Genomic DNA, 24,090 nt, shown 5'->3' with positions numbered 1-24,090 from the left:
ACCGATTTTTGCCGGAACGTTACTGCGGTAACGGGCTGGTCACAGAATTTCTTGACGACCATAGAGCGTTGGAACCACCTGATCCCATCCCGAACTCAGAAGTGAAACGATGCATCGCCGATGGTAGTGTGGGGTTTCCCCATGTGAGAGTAGGTCATCGTCAAGATTGAATTCCGAAACCCCTGTCTGCTAACGCAGACAGGGGTTTTGTCGTTTCAGTGCTCACAAAAGTCCGATATTCAAACCGCTTTGCGTGCCTTGCTGCTCCGACGAGCCTGCCATTTGCGCCACCAGATGTAGACGCCAGTTCCCGACAACCCTGCAATCAGAACACCCAATATCGCGATCATCACTTGCCCGGTGAAGCCTATGATCCGTCCCCCATGTATCGGCAACTGCAATCGATAAAACCGCTCTCCCAATGTCCCTTCTCCTGCGATCTCCTGCCCCAGTAATCGCCCGTCAGTACCGTGGAAGAACAACCAGGATTTGCCGTGGGCCTCGGTGTCATGCTGCCCAAACCCCGCACCGTAAAAGTTGTACTCAAAGCTGTAATACACCTCGCCGATCGCCGCCGTCAGCCCCAACCTTTTCCCCTCCTGTTGTGCCCTTTCGTATGCCTGTTGATAACTTAATCGGGTGATCCCCAGCTCTTCGGCAGGCATTCGCCCTCGCGCCTCATACACGCTCGGTTCAATCGGAGAAAACAGCGACACCGCGGGTTTGAAGACCTGGCTCGGCAGGTTCATCGCCACACTGCTGACGGCTATCGGCAGCAATAACAACCACAGCCACAAGCCCCCCGCCCGGTGCAGATCGAAGTTGAGTCGATAGGCATGCCCACCCTTGATCTTCCAGGCGTTCGACCACTTCTTCCAGAACGGTTTACCCCGCGGCAACGTCAGCCAGAGGGCGATGAAGCAATCGATTACCCAGGCGATGGCCACCAACCCCATCAACAGCAAACCCCAGTTGCCGGGCAGTGTCAGGTTGTAGTGAAACTCGAGAATGAACGGAACAAAGTTCTCACGCTGAAAGCAGCATTCGCCCCAATAACGCTGGCCTTTCTGCTCGCCACTGACAGGGTCGAGGTAGAACACTTGGTTGCGTTCTTTATACGGTTCGCCCGTCGCGGGATCATTTCGCGGAACCGCCGCCAGCAATGCCGTGTGGCCTGCCTCATTCGGGTACTCCATGTACCAGACCTGCAACTTCGGATGGGCCGATTGCACCACATCAACCAGCTCACCTGGCGGCAGACGCTCCCCCTCGGCCGAGGCCGCGTAAAACTCCGGATTCAACCACTCATCCAGCTCATGGTTGAACGCCAGAATGCTCCCCGTGATCCCGGCCAGCAGCAGAAAAACCGCCGTGGCCAATCCGATATACCGGTGCAATAAAACCAGAAACGAACGCATGAAAATTCCCCACAGATACGACAAAGCCAGCCCCTGAAATCAGGGGCTGGCTTTTCTATGCACAAGACAAAGGCTTAGAACTGGTAACTGACCGTCGCGGCGACGTTGCGCTCTTCGCCCATGTAGCAGAAGTCCAGACTGGCGCAGGAGGCTACGTAGGATTCGTTGGTCAGATTGTTCGCATTCAGGCGTACGTCGACACCCTTCAGACCGACCTTGCCGAGGTCATAGCCAATCGATGCGTCGAACAATGTGTAGGACGGCACTTTCATGGTGTTCTCTGCATCCGCCCAGCTATAGCCGACATAACGCACACCACCGCCCAGTCGCAGCCCGTCGAGTGCCGCGCTGTCGAACTTGAAGTCCGCCCACAGCGATGCCATATGTCGTGGCGCCTGGGTTGGCGAGTTGCCCTTGTTCTCGATCAAATTGGTCGGTGTGCTCAAGGTGCTGGTCATCGACTTCGAGTATTCAATGTCGGTGAAGGTGTAGCTGCCGAGGACTTTCAGGTTGTCGGTCAGCTGCATGTGCGCTTCCAGTTCCAGACCCTGAGAACGGACAGCGCCTACAGCGCGATAGAAGTTTTCCTGCGGCAGTTTGGTCGCCAGGTTCTCCTGATCAATGTGGAACAAGGAGGCGGTGAACAGATTGTCGGTACCCGGCGGCTGATACTTCAGGCCTGCTTCCCACTGTGTACCGTCAGTCGGTGCGAGAGGATTGCCGGCGCTGTCCGCGTAGGAATTCGGATTGAACGACTCGGAATAGCTGACGTACGGCGCGAGGCCGTTATCGAACAGATACAGTGCGCCGGCGCGACCGGTGAGCTTGGTGCGTCGATCGTTGATCTCGGTGCCGACCGGACGGCCCGCTTCGGCGATGCGGTTTTCGTCGGAGGTTTCCACCCAGTCCTGACGCAGGCCCAGCGAGAAGCGCCACTTGTCCATCTCGATCAGGTCTTGCAGGTAAACGCCGGTCTGCTCCAGGCGCCGCAGATAGCTGGTCTCGCCGTATGGCGTAATAGCCGAATTGCCATACACCGGGTTGAATGCGTTGATCGGCGCCAGGCCGCCACTGGTCCAGTCGACCACGGTTTTGCGTCGTTGATAATCCGCGCCCATCAGCACTGTGTGCTTGGTCACGCCGGTGAAAAATTCCGCCTGGAGCATGTTGTCGACGATGAACGCGTGCAGACGTTCATCACCGCCGGTGTAGTAGCGATTCAATTCGTTGCTGGTCGGCGACGTCCAGCCATAGGCGTACACCTGATCCATGTTCACTTTGGAGTCGAGGTAGCGGAAATTCTGCCGCGCGGTGAAGACGTCGTTGAAGCGGTGTTCGAACTGGTAACCGAACGACTGCTGATCACGGGAGTAACCATCGATGCCCGGCTCGCCTTCGAAGAAATGCGGCGAAATGCGATTGCCGTTGCGTTGATGAATCGTGCCGTCGGCCGGCACGCCACCGTGATAGCCGCCGTACGGGTCATGCTGCAGATACGCTTGCAGGGTCAGCGAGGTGTCTTCGCTGAAGTCGATGCTGACGGTCGGCGCTAGGGCGAAGCGCTTTTCCTTGTTGTGGTCGAACTGCGTGTCGGACTGATCCGTTAATCCGATCAGACGATAGGCGATGCGTTTGTCGTCATCGACCGGTCCGCTGAAGTCAAAACCGACACCGCGCTGGCCCTGAGTGCCGACGGTGGCTTGAACCTGGTGATAGGCCTCGTACAGCGGCTTCTTGCTGGTCAGCGCCACCAGACCGCCCGGCGAGCTACGGCCGTAAAGTACCGACGACGGGCCCTTGAGAATATCGACGCGCTCGAGGAAATACGGATCGACCTGCATCGTGCTGTAGGTGCCGCTGTCGCCCATCGACTTGAGGCCGTCGAGGTAGATGTTGTCCACCGAGCCATCGTTGAAGCCGCGCATTGCCACGTAGTCGTAACGGTGCGTGGCGCCGTAAGGATTGGTCAGCACGCCGGGGGTGTAACGCATGGCCTGGGACACGGTTTGCGAGCCCTGGTCATCCATTTGCTCGCGGGTAACCACGGACACGCTTTGCGACGTTTCCAGCAGCGCGGTACTGGTTTTGGTGGCGATCTGACTGTGCGTCGCGTTATAGCCGTCCATGCTGCCCAGCGCGTTACCGAGGGCGAAGCCTTTGATGTCGGTGGCCGGCAGAGACAGTGCTTCGGTTTCTGCGACGGAGCGCAACACATAGCTGCTGCCATCCTGGCTGACCGCCTCCAGGCCCGTGCCTCCGAGCAAGTGGCTAAGGGCTTGATCGGTCGAATACTCGCCCTGCACGCCGGGTGATTGTCGGCCTTGAGTCTGCTGTGGGGTCATCGACAAGGTGATGCCGGCTTGGCGTGCGAACTGGTTAAGCGCCTCGCCCAATGGCCCGGCGGCGATGTTGTAGCGGTGGCTGCTGACCTCGCTGGCATTGGCCGCCATGCTCAGGCTCGGCAACACGCCAACGCCGAGTGCAGTAGAGAACAGCGCCGCCCGAACGGCGTGACGCAACAGGCCCGATTCGGCAGAGAAATTCAGAGGGTTCTTACAGGTAACGCGCGCAGTCATTGTAGGTTTCCGTAGGCAGTCGCGAAGGCTGAGTTGAAGTGCTTACTGACTAAGCCGGACTTGCCGCGAAAACCCGCCAAAATAATTTCAGGCCACAGACTCCAGCGTCACCCACCAACGAGTGCGGTAGCGCAATTGCACCGGCAGGGTCTGCGGCAGGATCGCCAGCAGCTTGTCGGTGTCCTCAAGACGGAACACGCCGGACAGGCGCAAATCCGCAATGTCCGACGCACAGTTCAGAAAGCCCTGACGATACCGGCTGACTTCGCTGAGGAAGTCGCCCAGCCGCATGTTGCGGGTCACGATCAGCCCGTCGACCCAGGCACCGGCGTCCATGTCCAACGGCGGCGCCGGGCGAACTTGATGGTGATCGATCAGATAGCTCTGACCGGCGATGGCCTCCGTCGAGTTGCCGGCGGAGTGAATCGCGACCCGGCCACTGGTGACGCTCAGGCGCGTGCATCCATCTTCCTGGCGCAGAATGAATCGCGCCTTGAGCGGCTCGTAACTGCCATGACGGCTCTGCACCCGCAGCGGTCGGTCAAATGGCGCACCTTCATCGGCACCGCCACAGGTAATGATGATTTCGCCACGGGTCAGTTTGATCAGCCGTTGCTGGGCGGTGTAATCGAGATCCACGCTGCTGGCGGTGTTGAGCTCGATCCGCGTGCCGTCCGGCAGCTGGAAGCCACGGCGCTCGCCGGTGGCGGTGGCGTAGTCGGCGCTCCACTGTTGCCAGGCGGAAGTGTCTTTGGCCAACCATCCCGCCGAGCCCATCAGCAGCGCGCCGGACAACAGCTTCAGTGCCTGACGTCGACCCAACCCCTGAGCACTGTTTTCCAGCGTGTTGAACGCCACCTGCGCACCGGGCACGGCACGCAGGTTGTGGGTCAGTTCAGCTTGCAGAGACTGCACCCGTTGCCAGGCCAGTTCGTGGTCATGGTGTTCGGCGCGCCATTGTTCGCACTGGCGATTCAGGCGCGGATTGCCATGGTTGTTGCGCAGACGCAGGAGCCAGTGAATGGCCTGTCGGACGACCTGTTGCGGTGGCTCGGCGCGTCGGCCAAGCGAGAGGTTATCCACCGGCATCAGTTTTCGTACCGCAGCACGTAGCAGTGAAACAGGGCGTCGGCGACGTAGCGTTCTACCGAGCGCAGGGACAGGCCCATCTGCTCGGCGATCTGCTTGTGGGTCAAACCTTCGCACTGAGCCAGCAGAAACGCCTGACGCACTTTCGGCTTCAAGCCTTCAAGCATGCGGGCGATGCCTTCGAGCAGTTCGATCACCAAGGCACGGGATTCGGCACTCGGGGTTTCGGCTTCAGGCAAATGGGCGATGGTTTCCAGATAGGCGCGTTCAATTTCTTCACGGCGCCAATGATCAATCACCAGCCCTCGGGCAACTGTGCGCAAAAACGCGCGAGGTGCCTTGAGTTCCAGACGCTCGGTGCGCTGCAACAGTCGAACGAAGGTGTCCTGGGCCAGATCCGCCGCATCGGCAGCATTGCCCAGCCGAGCGCGCAACCAGCCGTTGAGCCAGCCGTGATGACTACTGTAAAGCGCCTGTACTGCAAACTCAGGAGAGGACATGAACGCGACAGCCCGAACGTCACAAATGATAATTAGTCGCATTGTCATCAAGGGTTACAGAATTTGCAACCGGCGCTGCAAAACAGTCATCAAAAATTGACAGGCGAACGCTCTGGCACGCCGTTCGGCGGGAATCTGGCAGAAATGTCGTCCATTTCCCACAAAGCCCTAAGTTTTCTCCTAAGCGTGCCGACAGACTGGTGAGACATGCGTGCACCAAAGTAGAGCAGTCGTCAGAACGCTGCCTGCGCTGTACATGGAATGTTGCATCCGGAACGCATCCCCACTTTTCGCATAAGAAGTCCCATGAAATGAATCTCAAGTTCAGCCATAAAATCCTGCTGGCCGCCTCGGGCGTTGTGGTCCTGGCGTTCGCGCTGTTCACTTTGTACAACGACTATCTGCAGCGAAACACCATTCGCCAGAACCTCCAGTCCTCGGTCCAACAGGCCGGCGACCTGACCGCGAGCAGTGTGCAGAACTGGATGAGCGGGCGAATTCTGGTACTGGAAAACCTCGCACAAAACGTCGCTCATCAAGGCAAGAACGCCGACTTCCCGGGCCTGGTCGATCAACCGGCCTTCACCTCGAACTTCCAGTTCACCTACGTCGGCCAGGCCAACGGTGTGTTCACCCAGCGCCCTGACGCGAAGATGCCGGACGGCTACGATCCGCGTCAGCGCCCCTGGTACAAGCAGGCCGTGGCCGCTGACCAGACCATGCTGACCCCGCCATACATGGCCGCCGTTGGCGGTCTGGTGGTGACCATCGCCATGCCGGTGAAAAAGAACGGCGAGCTGCTCGGCGTCGTGGGCGGTGACCTGAGTCTGGAAACCCTGGTGAAGATCATCAACTCGGTGGACTTCGGTGGCCTGGGCCACGCGTTCCTGGTCAGCGGGGACGGTCAGGTGATCGTCAGCCCGGACAAAGAACAGGTGATGAAGAACCTCAAGGACATCTACCCGAACGCCGATGTGCGCATCCAGAAGGGCAACCAGAACGTGGTGCTCAACGGTCAGGAGCGCATCCTGTCGTTCACCCCGGTCGCAGGTCTGCCGAATGCCGAGTGGTACATCGGTCTGTCGATCGATCGCGACAAGGCCTACGCCGCACTCAGCCAGTTCCGTACCTCGGCACTGATCGCAATGTTCGTTGCTGTCGGCGCGATTGCGGTGTTCCTGAGCCTGTTGATCACCGTGCTGATGCGTCCGCTGATCACCATGGGCCGTGCGATGCAGGACATCGCTCAGGGTGAAGGCGACCTGACTCGCCGTCTGGTAGTGGAAAGCAAGGACGAGTTCGGTGAGCTGGGCAGTTCGTTCAACCAGTTCGTGGAGCGGATTCACGCGTCCATTTCCGAAGTGTCTTCCGCGACTCGCCACGTACACGACCTGTCGCAACGGGTGATGGCATCGTCCAACGCCTCGATCATCGGTTCCGACGAACAAAGCGCTCGCACCAACAGCGTCGCTGCGGCGATCAATCAACTGGGTGCCGCCACCCAGGAAATCGCCCGCAACGCCGCCGATGCCTCGCAACACGCCAGCGGCGCGAGCGAGCAGGCCGATGACGGTCGTCAGGTGGTCGAGCAGACGATTCAGGCGATGACCGAGCTGTCGAAGAAGATCAGCCTGTCGTGCACCCAGATCGAAACCCTGAACGCGAGCACCGACAACATCGGCCACATTCTCGACGTGATCAAAGGCATCTCCCAGCAGACCAACCTGCTGGCGCTCAACGCGGCCATTGAAGCTGCCCGTGCCGGTGAAGCCGGACGCGGTTTTGCGGTGGTGGCGGACGAGGTGCGTAACCTCGCTCACCGCACCCAGGAATCGGCGGAAGAGATCCACAAGATGATCACCTCGCTGCAGGTCGGTTCCCGCGAAGCGGTGACCACCATGAACGCCAGTCAGGCGTCCAGCGAGGAAACCGTTGAAGTGGCGAACCAGGCCGGTCTGCGTCTGGTCAGCGTGACTCAGCGCATCGGCGAAATCGACGGCATGAACCAGTCGGTGGCCGCCGCTACCGAAGAGCAGACCGCCGTGGTGGAAACCCTCAACGTCGACGTCAACCAGATCAACCTGCTGAACCAGCAGAGCGTGGCCAACCTCAATGAAACGTTGAAGGATTGCGATGCGTTGTCGCAGCAGGCCAACCGTTTGAAACAACTGGTCGACAGCTTCAAGATCTGATCGCTAGCGGTCAAAAAACAGCCCGCTGCGGAGTGATCCACAGCGGGCTTTTTCATGCCTTACACAAACAGCTTCTGCACATTGCCCATCGCATCATCGGCGAACCCCTGCACGAAATCCTTGAACCCCGGCAGTGCCTCTGGGCCGCCGCTGGCCGGTTCGGCAATGATCGTCCAGGTCGCCCGCGACTTGCCCGCGCCCAGCGATTCCACATTCATCGCCGCCCACAGATTGGCCACGCCCAGGGTGTTGTAGATCGTGGTCCAGGTCATGCTCAGCGCCTGGTCGTCCCGGGAGTTGAGTTGCTCGACCACCACGTTGCCATCCTTGAAGAACTTCTTGCGCAGCGAAGACACGCCTTCGCCGGTCATTTCGATGTGCGACAGGGCCGGAATGAAGCGGTCGAAACCGTCGAATTTGCCTACCACCGCCCACACTTGTCTGGCGTCCACCGGCACTTCCACCGAAGACACGACGTGGCAGCCGTGAGGATTCTTGATCAGGGTGTCGGGTTGAAGATTGCTCATGGTGTTGCTCCTTGGTGGTTGAGTCAGATGAAGTTGATTTCTTTCAGGTAGTCGCAGCCGCGACGCAGCAGCGCCGGGGATTTTTCCGGGTAGTGCGCGCCCATCTGCTGTACGCCGGCCTGGGCGTTGGCGTGGCTGATCAGGGAGATGTCGCCGATGTCTTCCTCGAAGCCGTTGAGGTAGAAACCGAGCACGCCGAACAGCGCGTTGTCGGCATCGACCCGGCCCAGTTGCTGTTGCCAGTCGGCGACGCTGACCAGCGAAAACTCGCTGCCGGTTTCGCGGAACGACGCAACGTAGGCATCCCAGCTCAGGGGCTCCGGGTTGTGCAGGTTGAACACCGCCCGTTCGGCCGAGTAACGGCTGGCGTGGAAGGCGATGAAACGGGCGAGAAAATCCACCGGCATCAGGTCGAAATTCAGCGCGAAGGCCGGCACCTGACCGAGCTGGATCGAGCCCTTGAGCATCAGCATCAAACGGTTCTTGTGCGGCTGACAGACGCCGCTGAGGCTGTTGAAACTGATGTTGCCGGGCCGATACAGATTGACCCGCACCCCACGCTCCCGCGCCCGTTCGAGGATGCGTTCGCCAACCCATTTCGACAGGTTGTAGCCGTTGCGGATGTAGATCGGCGGCGTCGGTGCGGCGGGCAATTCCAGCACCCGGCCTGCGTCGTCGACGGTGCTGGAGGCGGACAGCGTCGAGACGAAATTGAACACCTTCTTGCTGCGCCCTTCGCACAGTCGAAGCAGTTCGAAAATCGGCTCGACGTTGTCCGCCGCCAGCGACTCGTAGTCGAGTACGTGATTGACGTTGGCGGCGTTGTGCACCAGCGCGCCGAATTCACGATCCAACCGCTCGAAATCGTCATCGGCCAAGCCCAGTTGCGGCCGGGTGATGTCCGCCGAATAGACCCGCACCCGACTCAGGTCCAGATGTTCCAGGCGGTTCTCTCGCAGCGCTTGGGCAAAGCGCTGCGCCGCGGTTTGCCCGCCGCCGTCGCGCACCAGACACGCCACTTCGCTGACGCCCCATCCCAGCAGCGCCTCGACGATGTGCACACCGACAAAACTGTTGGCGCCGGTGACGATCACCTTGTGCACATCGCCCATGCGGCTGATCGGCAACGGCTCGATTTCCAGCGTTCGCTCGGCGTCGGCCATTGCCTGGGCGCTGAGCACCGCGCTGTCATCGGTGCCGCGTACCAGGGTGGCGAGCTTGGTGATGGTCGGCAGTTCGATGAAGCGGTTGATCGAAATGCTGCGACCGAATTCCTCCCGCAGACGCAGGAGCATGCGCGACAGCAGAATCGAGTGACCGCCGAGATTGAAGAAGCTTTCGTCGGTGGAAATGTCGCTGGTCGGCAGCTCCAGCAGTTCGCCCCAGATCTCCAGCAGCAGCGCTTCGTCGGCGTTGGCCGGCAGGCATTTGGGGCCGCTGTCCTGCACGCTGACCGGCAGTTCCAGCAAGGCCTTGCGATCGACTTTGCCATTGGCGGCGAACGGCATGTTCGGCAGTTCCGTCCATGCCACCGGTTGCATGTAGTCGGGTAAAAACTGCTGTGCGTGAGCTTTCAACGACTCGCGCGCGGCGTCCGATTGCGGCTGGGCAAGGAACGCCAGAATCCGTCGCTGACTGTCGATCACCACGGCGATCTGCCGATACAGCTGACTCTCGCGCAGGCAGCGCTCGATCTCCTCCGGCTCGACCCGGAAGCCGCGAATCTTCACCTGATTGTCGCGGCGTCCGCACAGCTCGATGCCATCCTCGCCCCACTTGGCCATGTCGCCGCTGCGGTAGGCGCGCAGACGCTGACCATCCGGCAACTCCAGGTCCAGATAGCGCTCGGCGGTCTGCTGTGGATTGTTCAAGTAACCCAGGCACACGCCGGGGCCGACGATGAACAGTTCGCCCACCGTTTGCTCCGGCACCGGTTGCAGATCGTCATCGAGGATCAGCACCTGACTGTTGGCAATCGGTCCGCCGAGCGTGCGATTGCTGTCGCTTGGTCGCAGTTGTCGCGCGGTGATCAGCACCGTGGCTTCGGTCGGACCGTAGAGGTTGTGCAGCTTGCCCTGGCGGGTCAGTTGCTCGATCACGAACGGCTCACACACATCACCGCCGGTCATGATTTGCCCGACGCTTTGCAGTTGCTCCAGCGGCAGGATGCTCAACAGCGCCGGCGGCAGGAACGCGTGGGTCAGTTGCCGACGGCGAATCAGCGCCACCAGTTGCAGCGGATCACGGCGCTGGTTGTCGTCGGGCACCACCAGTTCCGCGCCTTCGAGCAGGGTCGGGAAAATGTCGATCAGCGACGAGTCGAAACTCAGCGACGAGAACTGCAACACCCGGCTCTCGGCGCGCAACTGCACGTAATCGGCGTACCACGCGGTGAAGTGCGCGAGGTTCGCCTGACTCAGCAGCACACCTTTCGGATGCCCGGTAGTACCCGAGGTGTAGAGCGCCATGCACGGCGCATCGAGCTCGGGCCGACGACGCATCAACGGTTGCGACAGATCGGCGTCGGTGCGGTCGATGCGACAGACATCCAGCCCTGGCATCGAACCGCTCAGCGGATGTTCGCCGTCGTGCAGCAGCAACAGCGCCCCGGCGTTTTCCAGAATGTACTGCTGGCGCTGAAGTGGATGGCTCGGCTCCAGCGGCAGGTACACCGCGCCGCTGCCGAGAATCGCCAGGATCGAAGCAAACAGTGCATCGCATTTCGGCAGGCAAATCCCGACTACCCACGGTTGCGGTTGTGTCTCCAGCATTGCCTGCAAGCGTTGCTGGATCGCCCGGCTGTGATCATGCAACTGGCGATAACTGATCGACTGCTCGGCGAGGTGCAGCGCCGGGCGTTCCGCGTGTTCGATCAGGCTCCGTTGCAGCCGCTCGATCACCGGGATCTGCGCCTGTTGCAGCAACGCCGGATTGGCCGTGGCATTGAAGCGATGGACATAAGCCAGGCTGTCGAGATACCGCAGGTTTTGCACCTGCTCGAAGTCCGGCGCACGGGCCGTTGTCGCATGCTGGAAATACTCGGCATCGCGGGAAAAGCGGCTGACCAGTAGCGCCACTTCGTCCACCACCTGCGCCAGTGTTCGCTGGCGCAGGGCCTGACCGTTGCCGGACGGTTCGTCGGCGATGGGCACGCGGCTCAGCAGCGTCGAGTTGCAGAGGCACAGCAGATCGAGCACCGGCAAACCGCCGGCGCCCGTTGCACCGATGCCCAGACGTAAAGTCAGGTGCGCTGTCGCGCCGTGATTTTGCGGCGCAAGACTGCCGTCATCGATCACCAGATCCACCGACGGAGCAGTCTCTGTCAGCAATGAATGACCGTGTTGTTCGAGCTCCTGCGCCAGGTCGGTCAAGACTTGGCTGCGGCCCCTCAGCAAAATATCGAGACGTCTCATGTCAGCCTCCTTGTCAAACCAGGTAGTCGCGCAGGGCGTGCTGCACGCACGGTGTGTCGAGCAGCGAGCTGTTGTGGAAAAACCGCACGATGTTGCCCACCAGCGGGTGGTGGCGATTGATCGGGAAGGCCAGCCCGGCCATCTCGTCTTTCAGGGCGCGGCGGGTGGCATCGTTGACCAGCAAAGCGTCGATCAGGCGCAGGTCGAAGGACTTCTGGATGTCGTTGGTCAGGTAATGGCCGATGAACACCGGCAGGATCTGCGCGATGCAGTCGCGATCCGCATCGCTCGCGGTGTGCCAGTAGATGCGCACCATCCGCGCCCAGAAACTCGAGTGCCGGCCCTCGTCGAGCAAGTGATCAGCCATCAGGCCCTTGATCGACGGCTTGACCGTGTCGTCCCGGGCGAATGCCGCGACATCGCCGGTCACGGTGTTTTCGGCGATGGCCACGCAGATCAGTTCCACGGCGCTGCGCAGGTGTGGCGGAGCCAGTTCGACGGCGGCCGGAATCGCCCGGCTCAGTTCGATTTCATTCGGCAGCTCGATCGGCTCGATGCCGGTCATGGCCACCGTCTGTTGCATGAAATCCATCGCCACCAGCGCGTGGTAATCCTCGTCCACCACCACGGTCATGGCGTCGTAACGACAGGCGAACGGGAAGGGCACGGCGAAGCGATTCTTGGCGATGCTGCGGGCGGTCTTGTCGACGATCTCGGTTTCGAAAATCACCACGTCGTTGATGAATTTGTACAGCGTCTGCACCAGGGCGAAATCACGCTGTTCCGGGCATTCGCGCAGGAAGGTTTCGCTGAGCACCAAGGGCTGGCGGCTGAGCGGATAGATCAGCCGCGCGTCGTCCTCCAGCACGCGGCGTGGCCGGGTGCGAATGGTCGCGCGGCTTTCCCAGGCGTCGGCGAAAGACTGGTAGTCGGCGGCGTTCATTGGGCCACCTCCGCCAGCGGCTCACGCATGCTCAGACGCAGGCCGTCCCACAGGGCGATGCGGCTTTCCACGGCGGCGATGGCGCTGGCGTAGACTTCGGCTTCGCGCTGCGGATCGCCGTCCACCAGCCGGTCCAGCAGTTGCTCGGCGGCCGGGCCGTGGTCTTCGGAGTCGACCTCGATGTGTCGCTCCAGGTAGTAACGGAAGGTCGGCGCCTGTTCGACGCCGATGCCCCAGGCATCGAGCATGCGCTGGAACATGGTCGGGATCACGCTCTCGCGACCGTGAAGGAATGCGGCGGCAACGCTGTGACCGGGTGCATGCAGTGCGGTGTGCAAGGTGTCACGGACGAACCGCGCAGCGGCCGGATCGACCTCGACGCTTTGCAGGGCGACGTCGTAACTCACGCCTTCCTGTTGCAGCGTCACGAAGCGCTCCACCGCTGTCGTGTCCGCACCGACTTCGCGCATCGCATCGAGGTACAGTTCGAAGTGACTGTAATGCCCGTGTGGCAGCCGGTCGTCAGATTCTTCCCCGAGCACGATTTCATTGATCAGTCTTGCTGCGTGCGGATCCCGTGGCGGCAACCACGGCAGACGCGTGCAAGTCAGTTCCTGCTGCAGGCGCTTGGTCAGCGACATGAAGTCCCAGACCGCAAATACATGGGACTCCATGAATCGGCGCAATGTCGTCAAAGAATCGATTTCGGAGAAGATCGGATGAACGCTGAGTTCGGCTTTCTTTAGTGTAAGTTGCTCTTTAGTTGGCATGGTTGCGAGACTCTGGCTAATAGGGAAGTAAGGACTGCTCAATCAATCGCTAATAACGTTGAACAAGTTTCTCCAGGCGAACGACAGCCTCATTCGGTTTCGATGAAAGCAGGCAATGTCTGAAGGGCCCAAAACTACAGCGGACGGTCAAGCCGTCGCAATCAAGGCCGTACTGCAAGGTTGTGCCGGGCTTGTCATTTCGGATCCAAACTCGGCGAAGAAAAACTAATACATCGCAAAACAACTTAACAAGTTTATTTTTAATTATTTTTAGTTGGCTGTTTTTGAAGTATGAGTGGGTCTGATAAAACTTATAAGTTAAGTTTTATTTGGGCGTAGTTGCTCCTTTCGGCGTTTAATGGCCAAAATTGAACGACAAGAGTGAATGCCTCACTCGAAGCAACTTTCCAATTGAGTAATTGAATGAATATGAGGGGATGAAGTCGGGCTGTAACGGCGCCGTTTCTTCCTGTTCCCGTGACAAGGCTCCTTCCGTAGGTTCCTGGTGCGGGGACTGCTGCCGGGGCGGCGCGTCCCCGTTCTATATTGGGTTGGCGGTCCAAGGGTGCGCGTAAATCAGCGCCGCGGCTATCGTCGAAAATGACTTCCTTGCGGTGCAAATTCCGGGCTGTTCAAAGCAGGGGGAGGTTAGAGCGCAAGCGTCGATGTGCCACGGCAAATGACCGTGACCGGTGGGGGGATTTGTAAGCGGGTTATTCGCCGGGTGAGTGGAGGCTCACCCGGGAGGGAGAATTCAGCGTGCTGCTTTGCGGCTTTGGCCGGCTGAGCTGGCGAGGTAACGGGTGATCACCTCGACACCGCGATTGAGGTGTTGCTCCAGCAGTGTCACGGCGTGCGGGGTGTCACGCTCTTTCACGGCCTGCAACAACGCGCGGTGATCGTCCTGGGAGAGTTTGCCCAGGCCCATGGCCTCGAGGTTGAAGCGCAGGAAGCGTTCTTCTTCATTCAGGCCGTCTTCCACCAGTCGCAATAGCCGGCCATTGGGCGCCTTGCTGTAGAGCGCCATGTGAAACAGACGGTTGAGCCGGCCGATTTCGGTGTAGTCGTGTTCGTTTTCCAGTTCTTCGATGTAGCCGGCCGCGCGTTCGTGATCGGCCGGGGTCAGCAGCGGGATCGATTGGCGCAGCGCTTCTGACTCCAGCAGGATGCGCAGCTCATAGGTTTGCGTTGCATCGCCCTGAATCAGCGGCGCCACCACGGCGCCCTTGTGGGCAATCACGCTGAGCAGGCCCTGAGCCTCAAGTTGGCGCAAGGCTTCGCGCACCGGCATGCGGCTGACACCGAACAGGTCGGCCAGGTCCTGCTGGCGCACGGCGGTGCCGCAGGGCAGGCGCCCGTCGAGAATCGCGGCTCGCAGGGTTTCTTCGATGACCGAGCGCGCCAGATGCGCGGGAATCGGGCCGTCGACTTTGATGCTGTGGAGTGGCTTGGGCTTCTGGGTCACAACTGCACACCCTATGACTGCGGATTTGGATCCAAAGGACACTAGTGATTGCTCTACAGGTTGTCAAACCGTGTAGAAGAACCCTGTAACATCTGAAGTTTAGCGCGCCAGCGATGATCTCAGGGTGCCATTGTTTTTTGCTGGGCTAACCTTCACCATCAAGCGCTTTCCTCTCTGCCCTGGATGCCTTGCATTGGCGGTACGTTTCGCGTTCCCACGGATCGCGCGCTGGCTTGCCTGCGCGCTGCTGCTGGCCGGCATCATGCTGGGCGGCCTGCATGCCGATTGGGATTTTTCCGCGATCAGCCGCAAGGCCACGGCGCTGTACGGGCCGTTGGGTGCCGGGCAACAGCGGATCGATGCCTGGCAGAATCTGCTGGCCACGCAGAAGCAGGTCAGCGAGATGGAAAAGCTCAAAGTGGTGAACCTGTTTTTCAACAAACAGATGCGCTACGTCGAAGACATCGATCTGTGGCACGAGGTCGACTATTGGGAAACCCCTATCGAAGCCTTGTGGAAAGGCGCCGGCGACTGCGAAGACTATGCGATCGCCAAGTATTTCAGCCTGCGCCACCTCGGTGTGGCCAGTGACAAGTTGCGTATCACCTACGTCAAGGCGCTGCGCCAGAACCGCGCGCACATGGTCCTGACTTACTATTCCAGCCCTGACGCCATGCCGCTGGTGCTCGACAGCCTGATCGATCCGATCAAGCCGGCCGCCGAGCGAACCGATTTGCTGCCGGTCTACTCTTTCAATGCCGAAGGGTTGTACCTGCCGGGCGCCAAGGGCAACAAGAAGGTCGGTGACACCAAGCGCCTGTCACGCTGGCAGGATGTGTTGAAGAAAATGCAGGCCGAAGGATTTCCGGTCGAGACGACTAACTAGGAGCACGCGCTCAGATGTCTTTGTTCAAACAGCTGTTGATCGCTATCTGTCTGTTCCTGGTGGTCGCCTTCACCGGCAGCTTCATGGTCAGTCTGGAGAGCTCGCGCACCCAGTACGTCAACCAGTTGCGCTCCCACGCCCAGGATGCGGCCACGGCGCTGGCGCTGTCGTTGACGCCGAACATCGATGACCCGGCGATGGTCGAGTTGCTGGTCAGTTCGATTTTCGACAGCGGTTATTACTCAAGCATCCGCGTGGTCGACCTGAAGACCGACCAGACCATCGTCGAGCGCAACGGCATTCCGGCGGTCACCAACGTGCCGGACTGGTTCGTCAAACTGATCGGCCTGGAGCCGGCCGGTGGCGATGCGCTGGTCAGCCGTGGCTGGGAGCAGGCAGCGCGGGTCGAGGTGGTCAGCCACCCGATGTTCGCCCTGGCCAAGCTCTGGCAGAGCGCACTCGGCAGTCTTGGCTGGTTGCTGGTCTGCGGTGCGGTCAGTGCGGTGCTGGGCGCGTTGTTGCTGCGTCGGCAATTGAAGCCGCTGGATTACATGGTCAAGCAATCCCACGCCATCGCCCGCCGCGAGTTCCTCAGCCTGCCGGACCTGCCGCGCACGCCTGAATTGCGCCGTGTGGTGCTGGCGATGAACCAGATGGTCGAGAAGCTCAAGGCGCTGTTCCAAGAGCAGGCCGAGCGCAGTGAAAAACTGCGCACCGAATCCTATCAGGACAACCTCACCGGGTTGGCCAACCGGCGTTATTTCGAGATGCAGCTGAATGCGCGGGTGAGCAACCCGGAGCAGGCCAGTTCCGGTTATCTGCTGCTGTTGCGGGTCAAGGATCTGGCCGGTCTCAACCAGCGCCTCGGCGGTCAGCGCACCGATGAATTGTTGAAAGCGGTTGGCGAGCAACTGTCCCGCGAGTGCGCCAAATACCCGGAAACCCAGAACCTCATCACCCGCATTCGCGGTGGTGAATTCGCCGTGCTGGCGCCGGGGCTGACCCGCGAAGAAGCGTTGCAGCTGGCGCAGAGCCTCGACAGTGCCCTGAGCAGCCTGCACGCGACGGGCGCCACCGACGTGGCCGCCGTGGCTTCTATCGGCCTGGCACCGTTCGCTCACGGCGATTCGCCGCAAGCGGTCCTCAGCCTCGGCGATCAGGCGCTGGCCCAGGCCGAAGGGCAGGGCGAGCAGAACTGGGCATGCCTCGATCAGAGCCTGGTGGCGGACGTCGGTGACGATCACCACGCTTGGCACCGTTTGCTCGATCAGGCGTTGAATCAGCGGCGTTTCGAGCTGTTCTTCCAGCCGGTAGTGGCGGCGCAGGATACGCAACTGGTGCTGCATTACAAGGTGCTGTCGCGCTTGCTCGACGAGCAGGGCCAGACCATTCCCGCCGGGCGCTTCCTGCCGTGGCTTGAGCGCTTCGGCTGGACCGCGCGGCTGGACCGGTTGATGCTCGAGCGGGTGCTGGAGCAGATGGCCGGTCATGAAGAATCCCTGGCGCTGAATCTGTCCTCGGCGACCCTGGCCGATCCGCAGGCGTTGAACAAAGTGTTCGAGATTCTGCGAGCGCATTCCAACCTCGGTGCGCGCCTGACCCTGGAAATCGGCGAGGAACAATTGCCGGAGCAAGCGGTGCTGGAACAGTTGACCCGGCGCCTGCGCGAGCTCGGTTTCTCCCTGAGCCTGCAGCGTTTTGGCGGACGCTTCAGCATGATCGGCAACCTGGCGCGGCTGGGGCTGGCGTATTTGAAGATCGATGGCAGTTACATCCGGGCGATCGATCAAGAAAGCGACAAGCGTTTGTTCATCGAAGCGATCCAGCGTGCGGCGCACAGCATCGATCTGCCGCTGATTGCCGAGCGGGTCGAGACGGAAGGGGAATTGTCGGTGATTCGCGAGATGGGGTTGTATGGGGTTCAGGGGCAGCTGTTCGGTGAGCCCAAGCCCTGGAAATAATGCAGCGCCAAACTGATCGTTCCCACGCTCCGCGTGGGAATGCATAAAGGGACGCCCCGCGTTCCAGTCACACCGTCGGTGTCGCGTCAGACACTGATGTGACGCGGAGCGTCACGGGCGGCATTCCCACGCAGAGCGTGGGAACGATCGACTGTAGGCAAATCAGATCAACCCACCCTCATCCTCATCAATCAACTGACTCAACCCGCCCAGCGCTTCCCGAGCCTGGGTCCGGTCCATCAACTTGGCCTGGGCCGCCGCTGGCAGGTCGGTGACGCGGATCACGCCTTTCTGGGTCAGCACCTGAATCAGGTCATCGAGTACCCGGATCATTTCCAGGTCGCTCTGCTTGAGCTGTTTGAGGCTGTTCTCCACGGCCTCGTTGGCGTACCAGGCCTGGATTTCGTGGTGGTCGGCCGGCAGCGTTTCCGTGGCCTCGGCGTAGGCCGCAGCTTCCACGCGAATCAACTGACCCTGCGCATCGCGTTGCACGTAAAACATTGAGCATCCCTCGGAAATGGACCAGCGTCATGCTGTCAGCAGCATAGCCAACTGCGCGCGAGTATGCGGTGCGCCGACGAAATCGTCACCGGTTCAAGCACCGCAAACGTGACGGCCGCCCCAAGTGGGGCGGCCGTTTTTCACGCATCAGCTGTTGTTGTGGTCGACCTTGATGGTCGGATCGCTGCCGGCAATCAGGTTATGAATGTTGGCCGTGGACCAGTTGTTGCCTTCCAGTTTGATCGTCACGTCCGGTGTGGCGGCTGCGGCATCGCCCGAGTTGAACTTGCCGCCCGAGCTGACTTGCAGCGACGACACACCGTCGACCGTGGTGATCTTCAGGAAGTTGTCGATGGTGCTGCCACTCTCACCCTGCAACAGATCACGCAGGTCGATGCGGTCGCCTTCGCTGGCCTTGAAGTCCTTGATCACGTCGTTGCCGGTGTCGCCCGCCTTCCAGACGAAGGTGTCGGCACCCGAACCACCGATCAGGATGTCGTTGCCCTGACCACCGATCAGCGTGTCGTTGCCGGTGCCGCCGAGCAGGATGTCATTGCCCTTGCCGCCGTCGAGCAGGTCGTTGCCGCCCGAGCCGAACAGGATGTCATTGCCCGCGCCGCCCAGCAGCGTGTCGTTGCCGTCGTGGGCACCGGACACATCGAACGCCTGATAGTGCTCGGTGATGTACTGGTGCACGTTGCTGGTGGTGACTTTGCTGACGTCGACCCCGGTTTCCTTGGCCACGAACGCCTGCATCGCCTGGTAACCCTCGCCGGCAATGCCGTTGAAGCTCACCAGGTCGCCGAACAGGATGTCGTTGCCGTCGCCACCGCTGACGGTGTCGTTGCCCGGCATCGTCGCTTCGGTGTGGCCGATGATCGAGTTGGCCAGGTCCTTCGGATCGATGTTGGTTTGCGGCGTCTTGTCCGAATCGTACGGTTTCAGGTCGTTGAGGCTGACACCGCTGTTGATGCCGATGGCCTCCACGTTCGACAAGCCGTTGAGCAAGGCGAAACCGCTGCTGGCGTTATCGGTGGTCGTCGTCGTGGTGCTGCTGCCGTTGCCCGCCAGGCTCGAGATCTCGTAGGTACCGTCACCCTGAGCGTGGATGGTACCCAGGCTGTTCCAGCTCCAGCTGCCGTTCTTGTACGTCTGCAATACCACGGCGCCGGCCGTGTTGATACTCAGGTAGTGGGTGTTGTCGATGTAGGTGCTGAAGCTGTCGCCCAGTTTGTAGTTGCTGGTTTTCACCACGTCATCGAGCTTCACGTTGCCGTACAGCGTCGGGTTGGTCTGCTCGTTGCTCTGGTAGTAGGTCGGCTGGCCGTCGGTGATGAAGTACGTGAGGTTCTTCGCCCCGGTGTTGGCCAGCGCTTCGGCGCTCTGGAAGAAGTTCGCCGTGGCCTTGAACACGTCCTCGTAGTTGGTGCCGCCGCCGGACGACATCGAGTCCAGTACGGCCTTGAGCAAGGTCAGTGCGTTCGGATCGTTGAGGTTCACCGACACCGACTTGTTGACCTGGGTATCGAAGTCCACCAGGAAGATGTTCACCGTGCCGGAGTTGTTGCCCAGGCTCTGCTTGAGGGTGTTGAACACCGACGTCAGCGAGTCCTTGGCGGCGTTGATCGACGAGGCGCTCATACTGCCCGAGCTGTCGACCATGAACGCGATGTTGTAGTTGGTGCCCGGCACCACGGTCAGGCCGCCGATGTCGGCGACGATGATGTCGTTGCCGTCGGTGCCGGTGACGGTGTCGTCCGCCGAAGTGGCGACCACCGCGTTGTAAACCGCTGGCACCACGGTGACCGGGATGGTCGCAGTGGTGCTGGCCGAGCCGCCGACTTGTTCGGTGGAGGTCGAGGTCACGGTCAGGTTGAACTGGCCGTTGTAGTAGGTCGGCGGGGTCACGGTCAGGGTGCCGAGGTTCCAGCCGGTGACGTTGGCGTCGCCGCTGGTGGCGGTCACGGTGAAGCTGTGGCCTGCGCCGTCGCTGAGCACCGAACCGACCGGTGCGCCGCTGATCTTGATGCTCAGGGTTTCCGAGCCGTCGGTGTCGGTCAGCGCGGTGCTGATCGACGACAGTTTCACCGTGGTGCCTTCGGCGCCGGTGTTGAGTTTGTAGCCGTCGTAATAGCCTTCGCCGTTGTTGCCGTGCAGATCGGAGACGGTCACGCCGGCATTCACCAGATCCTGCACGCCGGTGTAGATCGGCACGCCGGCACTGCTCAGGTCGATCGGCGTGCTGCCGTTGACCGACAGGTTGACGTCGTAGCTGCCCGGGCCGCTCTGGTTGTGGTGGTAGATGTCCAGGGTGTAGTAACCGCTGGTGGTCGGGGTGAACGAACCGTTGAGGTTGCCGCCCGCGCCCCACGTGGTCGAGGCCACGTTCTTGCCGCCGATGGTCACCAGCAGGCTGTCATCACCGGTGCCGCTGAAGGTGTAGGTCTTGCCGGCTTCCAGATAAATCAGGCCCGAGGTTTTCGACGCAGTGCCGGCGGTCACGCTGCCATCGGACTGCACGTTGTTCACAGTGCCGCTGGTGTTCGGCTTGCCTGCGCCGTCGATCACGTTTTTCAGGGTGGTCGAGTTGGCGCCGCTGCCGTCGGTGCCCAGGCCCGACAGACCGGTCCAGACTTCCTTGATCAGGCCGGTGGACTTCACGCTGTTGTCGGCCACCGACAGGGTCGGTGCATCCGCCACCGGCGTGATGTCGATCTTGATGGTGCCAGTGTTGCCCAGCAACTGGCCGTCGGTTGGCTGGAATTTGATCTGCGCGTAGTCGGCCTGATTGTTACCAACGCCAGTGCCACCGTAACCGTTCACACCCGACTCGTTGGCATCCGGCAGGAAGCGCAGCTTGCCGGCGTCGATGTCGGCCTTGCTGAAGGTCTGGTTGGTGGCGACGTCTTTCCAGGTCGAACCGTCCAGGTACTGCAGTTTGCCTTCGCCCGGCAGCTGGGTGATTTTCACGCCCAGGCTGCTGGCCGGGCTGTCGACGTCGCTGATGCCGAAGGTCGACCAGCCGAGAACCAGCGGGGTGTCTTCGGTGCCGGTGACGTTGACCGGTGCAGCGACCGGCGCATCGTTGACCGCCACCACGTTGACCGTGGTGGTCGCGGTGTTGGAGTAGTTGCCGCCATCGGTCACGGTCACGGTGATGATCCGTGGCACGGTGCTCGGATCTTCACTGCTGTTGGTGAAGCTGATGTTCTTGATCGCCTGCATGTAGTCGGCGAGCGTCGCGTTGCCCGACAGGGTCAGGGTGACGGTGCCGTTGGTGCTGTTGGCGTTGATGGTGATGCCGTTGACGCTGTTGCCCAGATTCAGCGCATCGCCGTCCTGACGGTTGGTCAGCACGACGGTGGCGCCGGTCAGCATGGTGCTGTCCGGGTCGGTGATCTTGATGTCGGTGTCGGCAATCGACACGCCTGCGCCCGGGGTGTTCTCGGTGAAGGTCACCTTGTAGTCGGCACCCGTTGCACCGCTGGAGTTGTTGGCGTCGAGGTCGATGACCGGCGGTGCATCGTTGTCGATGATCGAGGTGCTGACGCTGCCATTGGTGCTGCTGACCGCCAGGTTTTCGAAGTTGCCACCGGTGGCCGAGTCGATCTTGACCACGAAGTTCTCGGTGCCTTCGGTGATCTTGTCGTCGATGGTCGCAACGTTGAACTGCGCGCTGCTGGCACCGGCCGGGATCTTCACGGTGTACACGCCGGTGAAGTCCGAACCGTCGGCGGCGGTGCCGCTGTAGACGATTTTCAGGGTCACTTCGGTCTGCGCCGGGTGGGTCAGGCTGACGGTGTAGCTGGCGGTCTGGCCTTCGGTCACCGAGGTGCTGCCGGTGATGCTGACGGTGGTGGTGTCGATGGTATCGGTGACGCTGGTCACGGCTGGTGTGTTGCTGGTCACCAGGTTTTCGAAATTGCCGCCGGTAGCGTTGGTGATCGTGGCCTGCACATTGCCGGCGTCCTTGTAGACGTCATCGGCTGGGGCTGGAACCGTCACGGTGCCGGTGGTTTTACCCGCTTCGATGGTGATCACCGAACCGTTGCTCAGGGTCACGGTCACTGGCGAGCCAGCGGCATTGGTCAGGGTTGCGGTGTAGGTGATCGAACCACCTTCGGCCACGGTGCCGGTCGCGCTGAGCGACAGGTTGGTGGTGTCGATGGTGTCGGTGACGGTGGTGCTGACCGGTGTCTTGTCGGCCACGAGGTTTTCGTAGTTGCCGCCGCTGACGTTGGTGATCGCGTTGGTCAGCGGCGTGTGGCCGGTCAACGCGTCGTTCGGCGCGGTAGTGGTCACGGTGCCGGTGGTTTTGCCGACTTCGATGGTGATCGACTGACCGTTGGCCAGGGTCACGGTCACAGGCGAGCCTGTCACTGGCGCGCCGACGGTCGCGGTGTAGACCACGTTGCCACCTTCGGCCGCCGTCGTGGTCGCGGTCAGCTTCACGGTGGTGGTGTCGATAGTGTCGGTGACGCTGGTCACGGCTGGTGTGGTGCTGGTGACCAGGTTCTCGAAGTTGCCGCCGGTGGCGGACTTGATCGTCGCCTGCACGTTGCCGGCGTCTTTGTAGACGTCGTCAGCTGGCGCAGGAACGGTCACGGTGCCCGTGGTTTTACCGGCTTCGATGGTGATCACGGCGCCGTTCGACAGGGTCACGGTCACTGGTGAGCCAGCGGCGTTGGTCAGGGTCGCGGTGTAGGTGATCGAGCCACCCTCGGCCACGGTGCCGGTCGCGCTGAGCGACAGGTTGGTGGTGTCAACGGTGTCAGTCACGGTGGTGCTGACCGGCGTCTTGTCGGCCACGAGGTTTTCGTAGTTGCCGCCAGAAACGTTGGTGATCGAGTTGGTCAGCGGTGTGTGGCCGGTCAACGCGTCGTTCGGCGCGGCAGTGGTCACGGTCCCGGTGGTCTTGCCGACTTCGATGGTGATTGACTGACCGTTGGCCAGATTCACGGTTACCGGCGAGCCAGTCACCGGCGCACCCACGGTAGCGGTGTAGGTGACGGTGCCACCCTCGGCCGCTGTTGCGGTTGCGGTCAGCTTCACGGTGGTGGTGTCGATGGTGTCAGTAACGCTGGTCACGGCTGGCGTGGTGCTGGTCACCAGGTTTTCGAAGTTGCCGCCCGTGGCATTGGTGATCGTGGCTTGCACGTTACCGGCGTCTTTGTAGACGTCATCGGCTGGCGCAGGAACGGTCACGGTGCCCGTGGTTTTGCCCGCTTCGATGGTGATCACGGCGCCGTTGCTCAAGGTCACGGTTACCGGAGTGCCCGCAGCATTGGTCAGGGTTGCGGTGTAGGTGATCGAGCCACCCTCGGCGACCGAGTTGATAGCGCTCAGGGACAGGTTGGTGGTGTCGACGGTGTCAGTGACGGTGGTCGAGACCGGGGTCTTGTCGGCAACTAGGTTCTCGTAGTTACCGCCGCTGACGTTGGTGATGGCGTTGGTCAGCGGTGCATGACCGTTCAGCACGTCGTTCGGCGCGGTGGTGGTCACGGTGCCGGTGGTTTTGCCGACTTCGATGGTGATCGACTGACCGTTGGACAGGTTTACGGTCACAGGCGAGCCGGTCACCGGCGCGCCCACGGTAGCGGTGTAAGTGACGGTGCCACCTTCAGCCGCGGTCGCGGTTGCAGTCAGCTTCACGGTGGTGGTGTCGATGGTGTCAGTAACGCTGGTCACCGCTGGTGTGGTGCTGGTGACCAGGTTCTCGAAGTTGCCACCGCTGGCGTTGGTGATCGTTGCCTGTACGTTGCCGGCGTCCTTGTAGACGTCGTCGGCTGGCGCAGGAACGGTCACGGTGCCGGCGGTTTTGCCCGCTTCGATAGTGATCACTGCACCGT

General features: G+C 61.1%; 13 protein-coding genes, 1 rRNA gene and 1 pseudogene. 4 read left to right on the top strand and 11 right to left on the bottom strand.

Annotated features, from left to right (window positions below):
- The first annotated feature begins 50 nt into the window (after positions 1-50).
- Positions 51-166 (top strand): 5S ribosomal RNA (gene rrf, locus EIY71_RS27685).
- Positions 167-239: 73 nt separating this feature from the next.
- On the opposite strand, the gene EIY71_RS27680 is transcribed toward rrf, so the two are convergent.
- The 4 genes from EIY71_RS27680 to EIY71_RS27665 all read right to left on the bottom strand — a co-directional run bounded on the left by EIY71_RS27680 (position 240) and on the right by EIY71_RS27665 (position 5,583).
- Complete coding sequence (locus EIY71_RS27680; protein ID WP_102717880.1) at positions 240-1,418, bottom strand: PepSY domain-containing protein; 1,179 nt, start codon at positions 1,416-1,418, stop codon at positions 240-242.
- A gap of 74 nt (positions 1,419-1,492) precedes the next feature.
- Entirely contained in the window at positions 1,493-3,994 is a 2,502-nt protein-coding gene (locus EIY71_RS27675; protein WP_134023878.1) for a TonB-dependent siderophore receptor, read from the bottom strand.
- An 87-nt stretch (positions 3,995-4,081) separates the two neighbouring features.
- Positions 4,082-5,083 carry a FecR domain-containing protein gene (locus EIY71_RS27670; RefSeq protein WP_134023876.1) on the bottom strand — a complete coding sequence of 334 codons (1,002 nt, stop codon included), beginning with the start codon at positions 5,081-5,083 and terminating at the stop codon, positions 4,082-4,084.
- On the bottom strand, positions 5,083-5,583 hold the full coding sequence (locus EIY71_RS27665; RefSeq protein WP_085748543.1) for a sigma-70 family RNA polymerase sigma factor: 501 nt from the start codon (positions 5,581-5,583) through the stop codon (positions 5,083-5,085). Before EIY71_RS27665 ends, EIY71_RS27670 begins: the two co-directional genes overlap by 1 nt.
- Positions 5,584-5,894: 311 nt before the next feature.
- Between EIY71_RS27665 and EIY71_RS27660 the strand changes: the two genes are divergently transcribed.
- Positions 5,895-7,775 (top strand): methyl-accepting chemotaxis protein, encoded by a 1,881-nt coding sequence (locus tag EIY71_RS27660; RefSeq protein ID WP_134023874.1) that lies wholly within the window; start codon positions 5,895-5,897, stop codon positions 7,773-7,775.
- A gap of 59 nt (positions 7,776-7,834) precedes the next feature.
- On the opposite strand, the gene EIY71_RS27655 is transcribed toward EIY71_RS27660, so the two are convergent.
- The 5 genes from EIY71_RS27655 to EIY71_RS27635 form a co-directional block, all read right to left on the bottom strand.
- Positions 7,835-8,302: an SRPBCC family protein gene (locus tag EIY71_RS27655; protein ID WP_102688635.1), complete on the bottom strand. Its 468-nt coding sequence runs from the start codon at positions 8,300-8,302 to the stop codon at positions 7,835-7,837.
- Positions 8,303-8,325: 23 nt separating this feature from the next.
- On the bottom strand, positions 8,326-11,715 hold the full coding sequence (locus EIY71_RS27650; RefSeq protein WP_134023872.1) for an amino acid adenylation domain-containing protein: 3,390 nt from the start codon (positions 11,713-11,715) through the stop codon (positions 8,326-8,328).
- A gap of 13 nt (positions 11,716-11,728) precedes the next feature.
- Entirely contained in the window at positions 11,729-12,658 is a 930-nt protein-coding gene (locus EIY71_RS27645) for a diiron oxygenase (RefSeq protein WP_134023870.1), read from the bottom strand.
- Complete coding sequence (locus EIY71_RS27640; protein ID WP_102688632.1) at positions 12,655-13,428, bottom strand: DUF3050 domain-containing protein; 774 nt, start codon at positions 13,426-13,428, stop codon at positions 12,655-12,657. The genes EIY71_RS27645 and EIY71_RS27640 overlap by 4 nt, the downstream gene beginning before the upstream one ends.
- Positions 13,429-14,182: 754 nt before the next feature.
- Positions 14,183-14,893 (bottom strand): GntR family transcriptional regulator, encoded by a 711-nt coding sequence (locus EIY71_RS27635; RefSeq protein WP_085748538.1) that lies wholly within the window; start codon positions 14,891-14,893, stop codon positions 14,183-14,185.
- Between the two features lie 193 nt (positions 14,894-15,086).
- Here EIY71_RS27635 and lapG point away from each other — a divergent pair, with 193 nt between their 5' ends.
- Positions 15,087-15,779 carry a cysteine protease LapG gene (gene lapG / locus EIY71_RS27630; RefSeq protein ID WP_085748537.1) on the top strand — a complete coding sequence of 231 codons (693 nt, stop codon included), beginning with the start codon at positions 15,087-15,089 and terminating at the stop codon, positions 15,777-15,779.
- A 14-nt stretch (positions 15,780-15,793) separates the two neighbouring features.
- The gene (lapD, locus tag EIY71_RS27625) at positions 15,794-17,740 is read left to right on the top strand and encodes a cyclic di-GMP receptor LapD (RefSeq protein WP_085748536.1); all 1,947 of its coding nucleotides are present in this window, start codon (positions 15,794-15,796) and stop codon (positions 17,738-17,740) included.
- 162 nt (positions 17,741-17,902) lie between these two features.
- Here the strand turns inward: lapD and EIY71_RS27620 are convergent, their stop codons facing one another.
- A complete protein-coding gene (locus tag EIY71_RS27620; RefSeq protein ID WP_085613332.1) occupies positions 17,903-18,241 on the bottom strand; it encodes a tryptophan synthase subunit beta in 339 nt (112 codons plus the stop codon).
- Between the two features lie 147 nt (positions 18,242-18,388).
- Positions 18,389-24,090, bottom strand: a pseudogene (locus EIY71_RS27615) (LapA family giant adhesin); the annotation flags it as partial.

This window comes from Pseudomonas sp. CH235 (genome assembly GCF_004368175.1).
In the GTDB taxonomy this organism is placed as follows: domain Bacteria; phylum Pseudomonadota; class Gammaproteobacteria; order Pseudomonadales; family Pseudomonadaceae; genus Aquipseudomonas; species Aquipseudomonas paraglycinae.
The sequence above is the reverse complement of the archived record's forward strand: the minus strand, read 5'-3'. Positions and strand labels throughout refer to the sequence as shown.

Excerpts from the sequence above, each read along its gene's own strand:
- EIY71_RS27680 (WP_102717880.1), bottom strand. The coding sequence starts at position 1,418 with ATGCGTTCGTTTCTGGTTTTATTGCACCGGTATATCGGATTGGCCACG.
- EIY71_RS27675 (WP_134023878.1), bottom strand. The coding sequence starts at position 3,994 with ATGACTGCGCGCGTTACCTGTAAGAACCCTCTGAATTTCTCTGCCGAA.
- EIY71_RS27670 (WP_134023876.1), bottom strand. The coding sequence starts at position 5,083 with ATGCCGGTGGATAACCTCTCGCTTGGCCGACGCGCCGAGCCACCGCAA.
- EIY71_RS27665 (WP_085748543.1), bottom strand. The coding sequence starts at position 5,583 with ATGTCCTCTCCTGAGTTTGCAGTACAGGCGCTTTACAGTAGTCATCAC.
- EIY71_RS27660 (WP_134023874.1), top strand. The coding sequence starts at position 5,895 with ATGAATCTCAAGTTCAGCCATAAAATCCTGCTGGCCGCCTCGGGCGTT.
- EIY71_RS27655 (WP_102688635.1), bottom strand. The coding sequence starts at position 8,302 with ATGAGCAATCTTCAACCCGACACCCTGATCAAGAATCCTCACGGCTGC.
- EIY71_RS27650 (WP_134023872.1), bottom strand. The coding sequence starts at position 11,715 with ATGAGACGTCTCGATATTTTGCTGAGGGGCCGCAGCCAAGTCTTGACC.
- EIY71_RS27645 (WP_134023870.1), bottom strand. The coding sequence starts at position 12,658 with ATGAACGCCGCCGACTACCAGTCTTTCGCCGACGCCTGGGAAAGCCGC.
- EIY71_RS27640 (WP_102688632.1), bottom strand. The coding sequence starts at position 13,428 with ATGCCAACTAAAGAGCAACTTACACTAAAGAAAGCCGAACTCAGCGTT.
- lapD (WP_085748536.1), top strand. The coding sequence starts at position 15,794 with ATGTCTTTGTTCAAACAGCTGTTGATCGCTATCTGTCTGTTCCTGGTG.
- EIY71_RS27620 (WP_085613332.1), bottom strand. The coding sequence starts at position 18,241 with ATGTTTTACGTGCAACGCGATGCGCAGGGTCAGTTGATTCGCGTGGAA.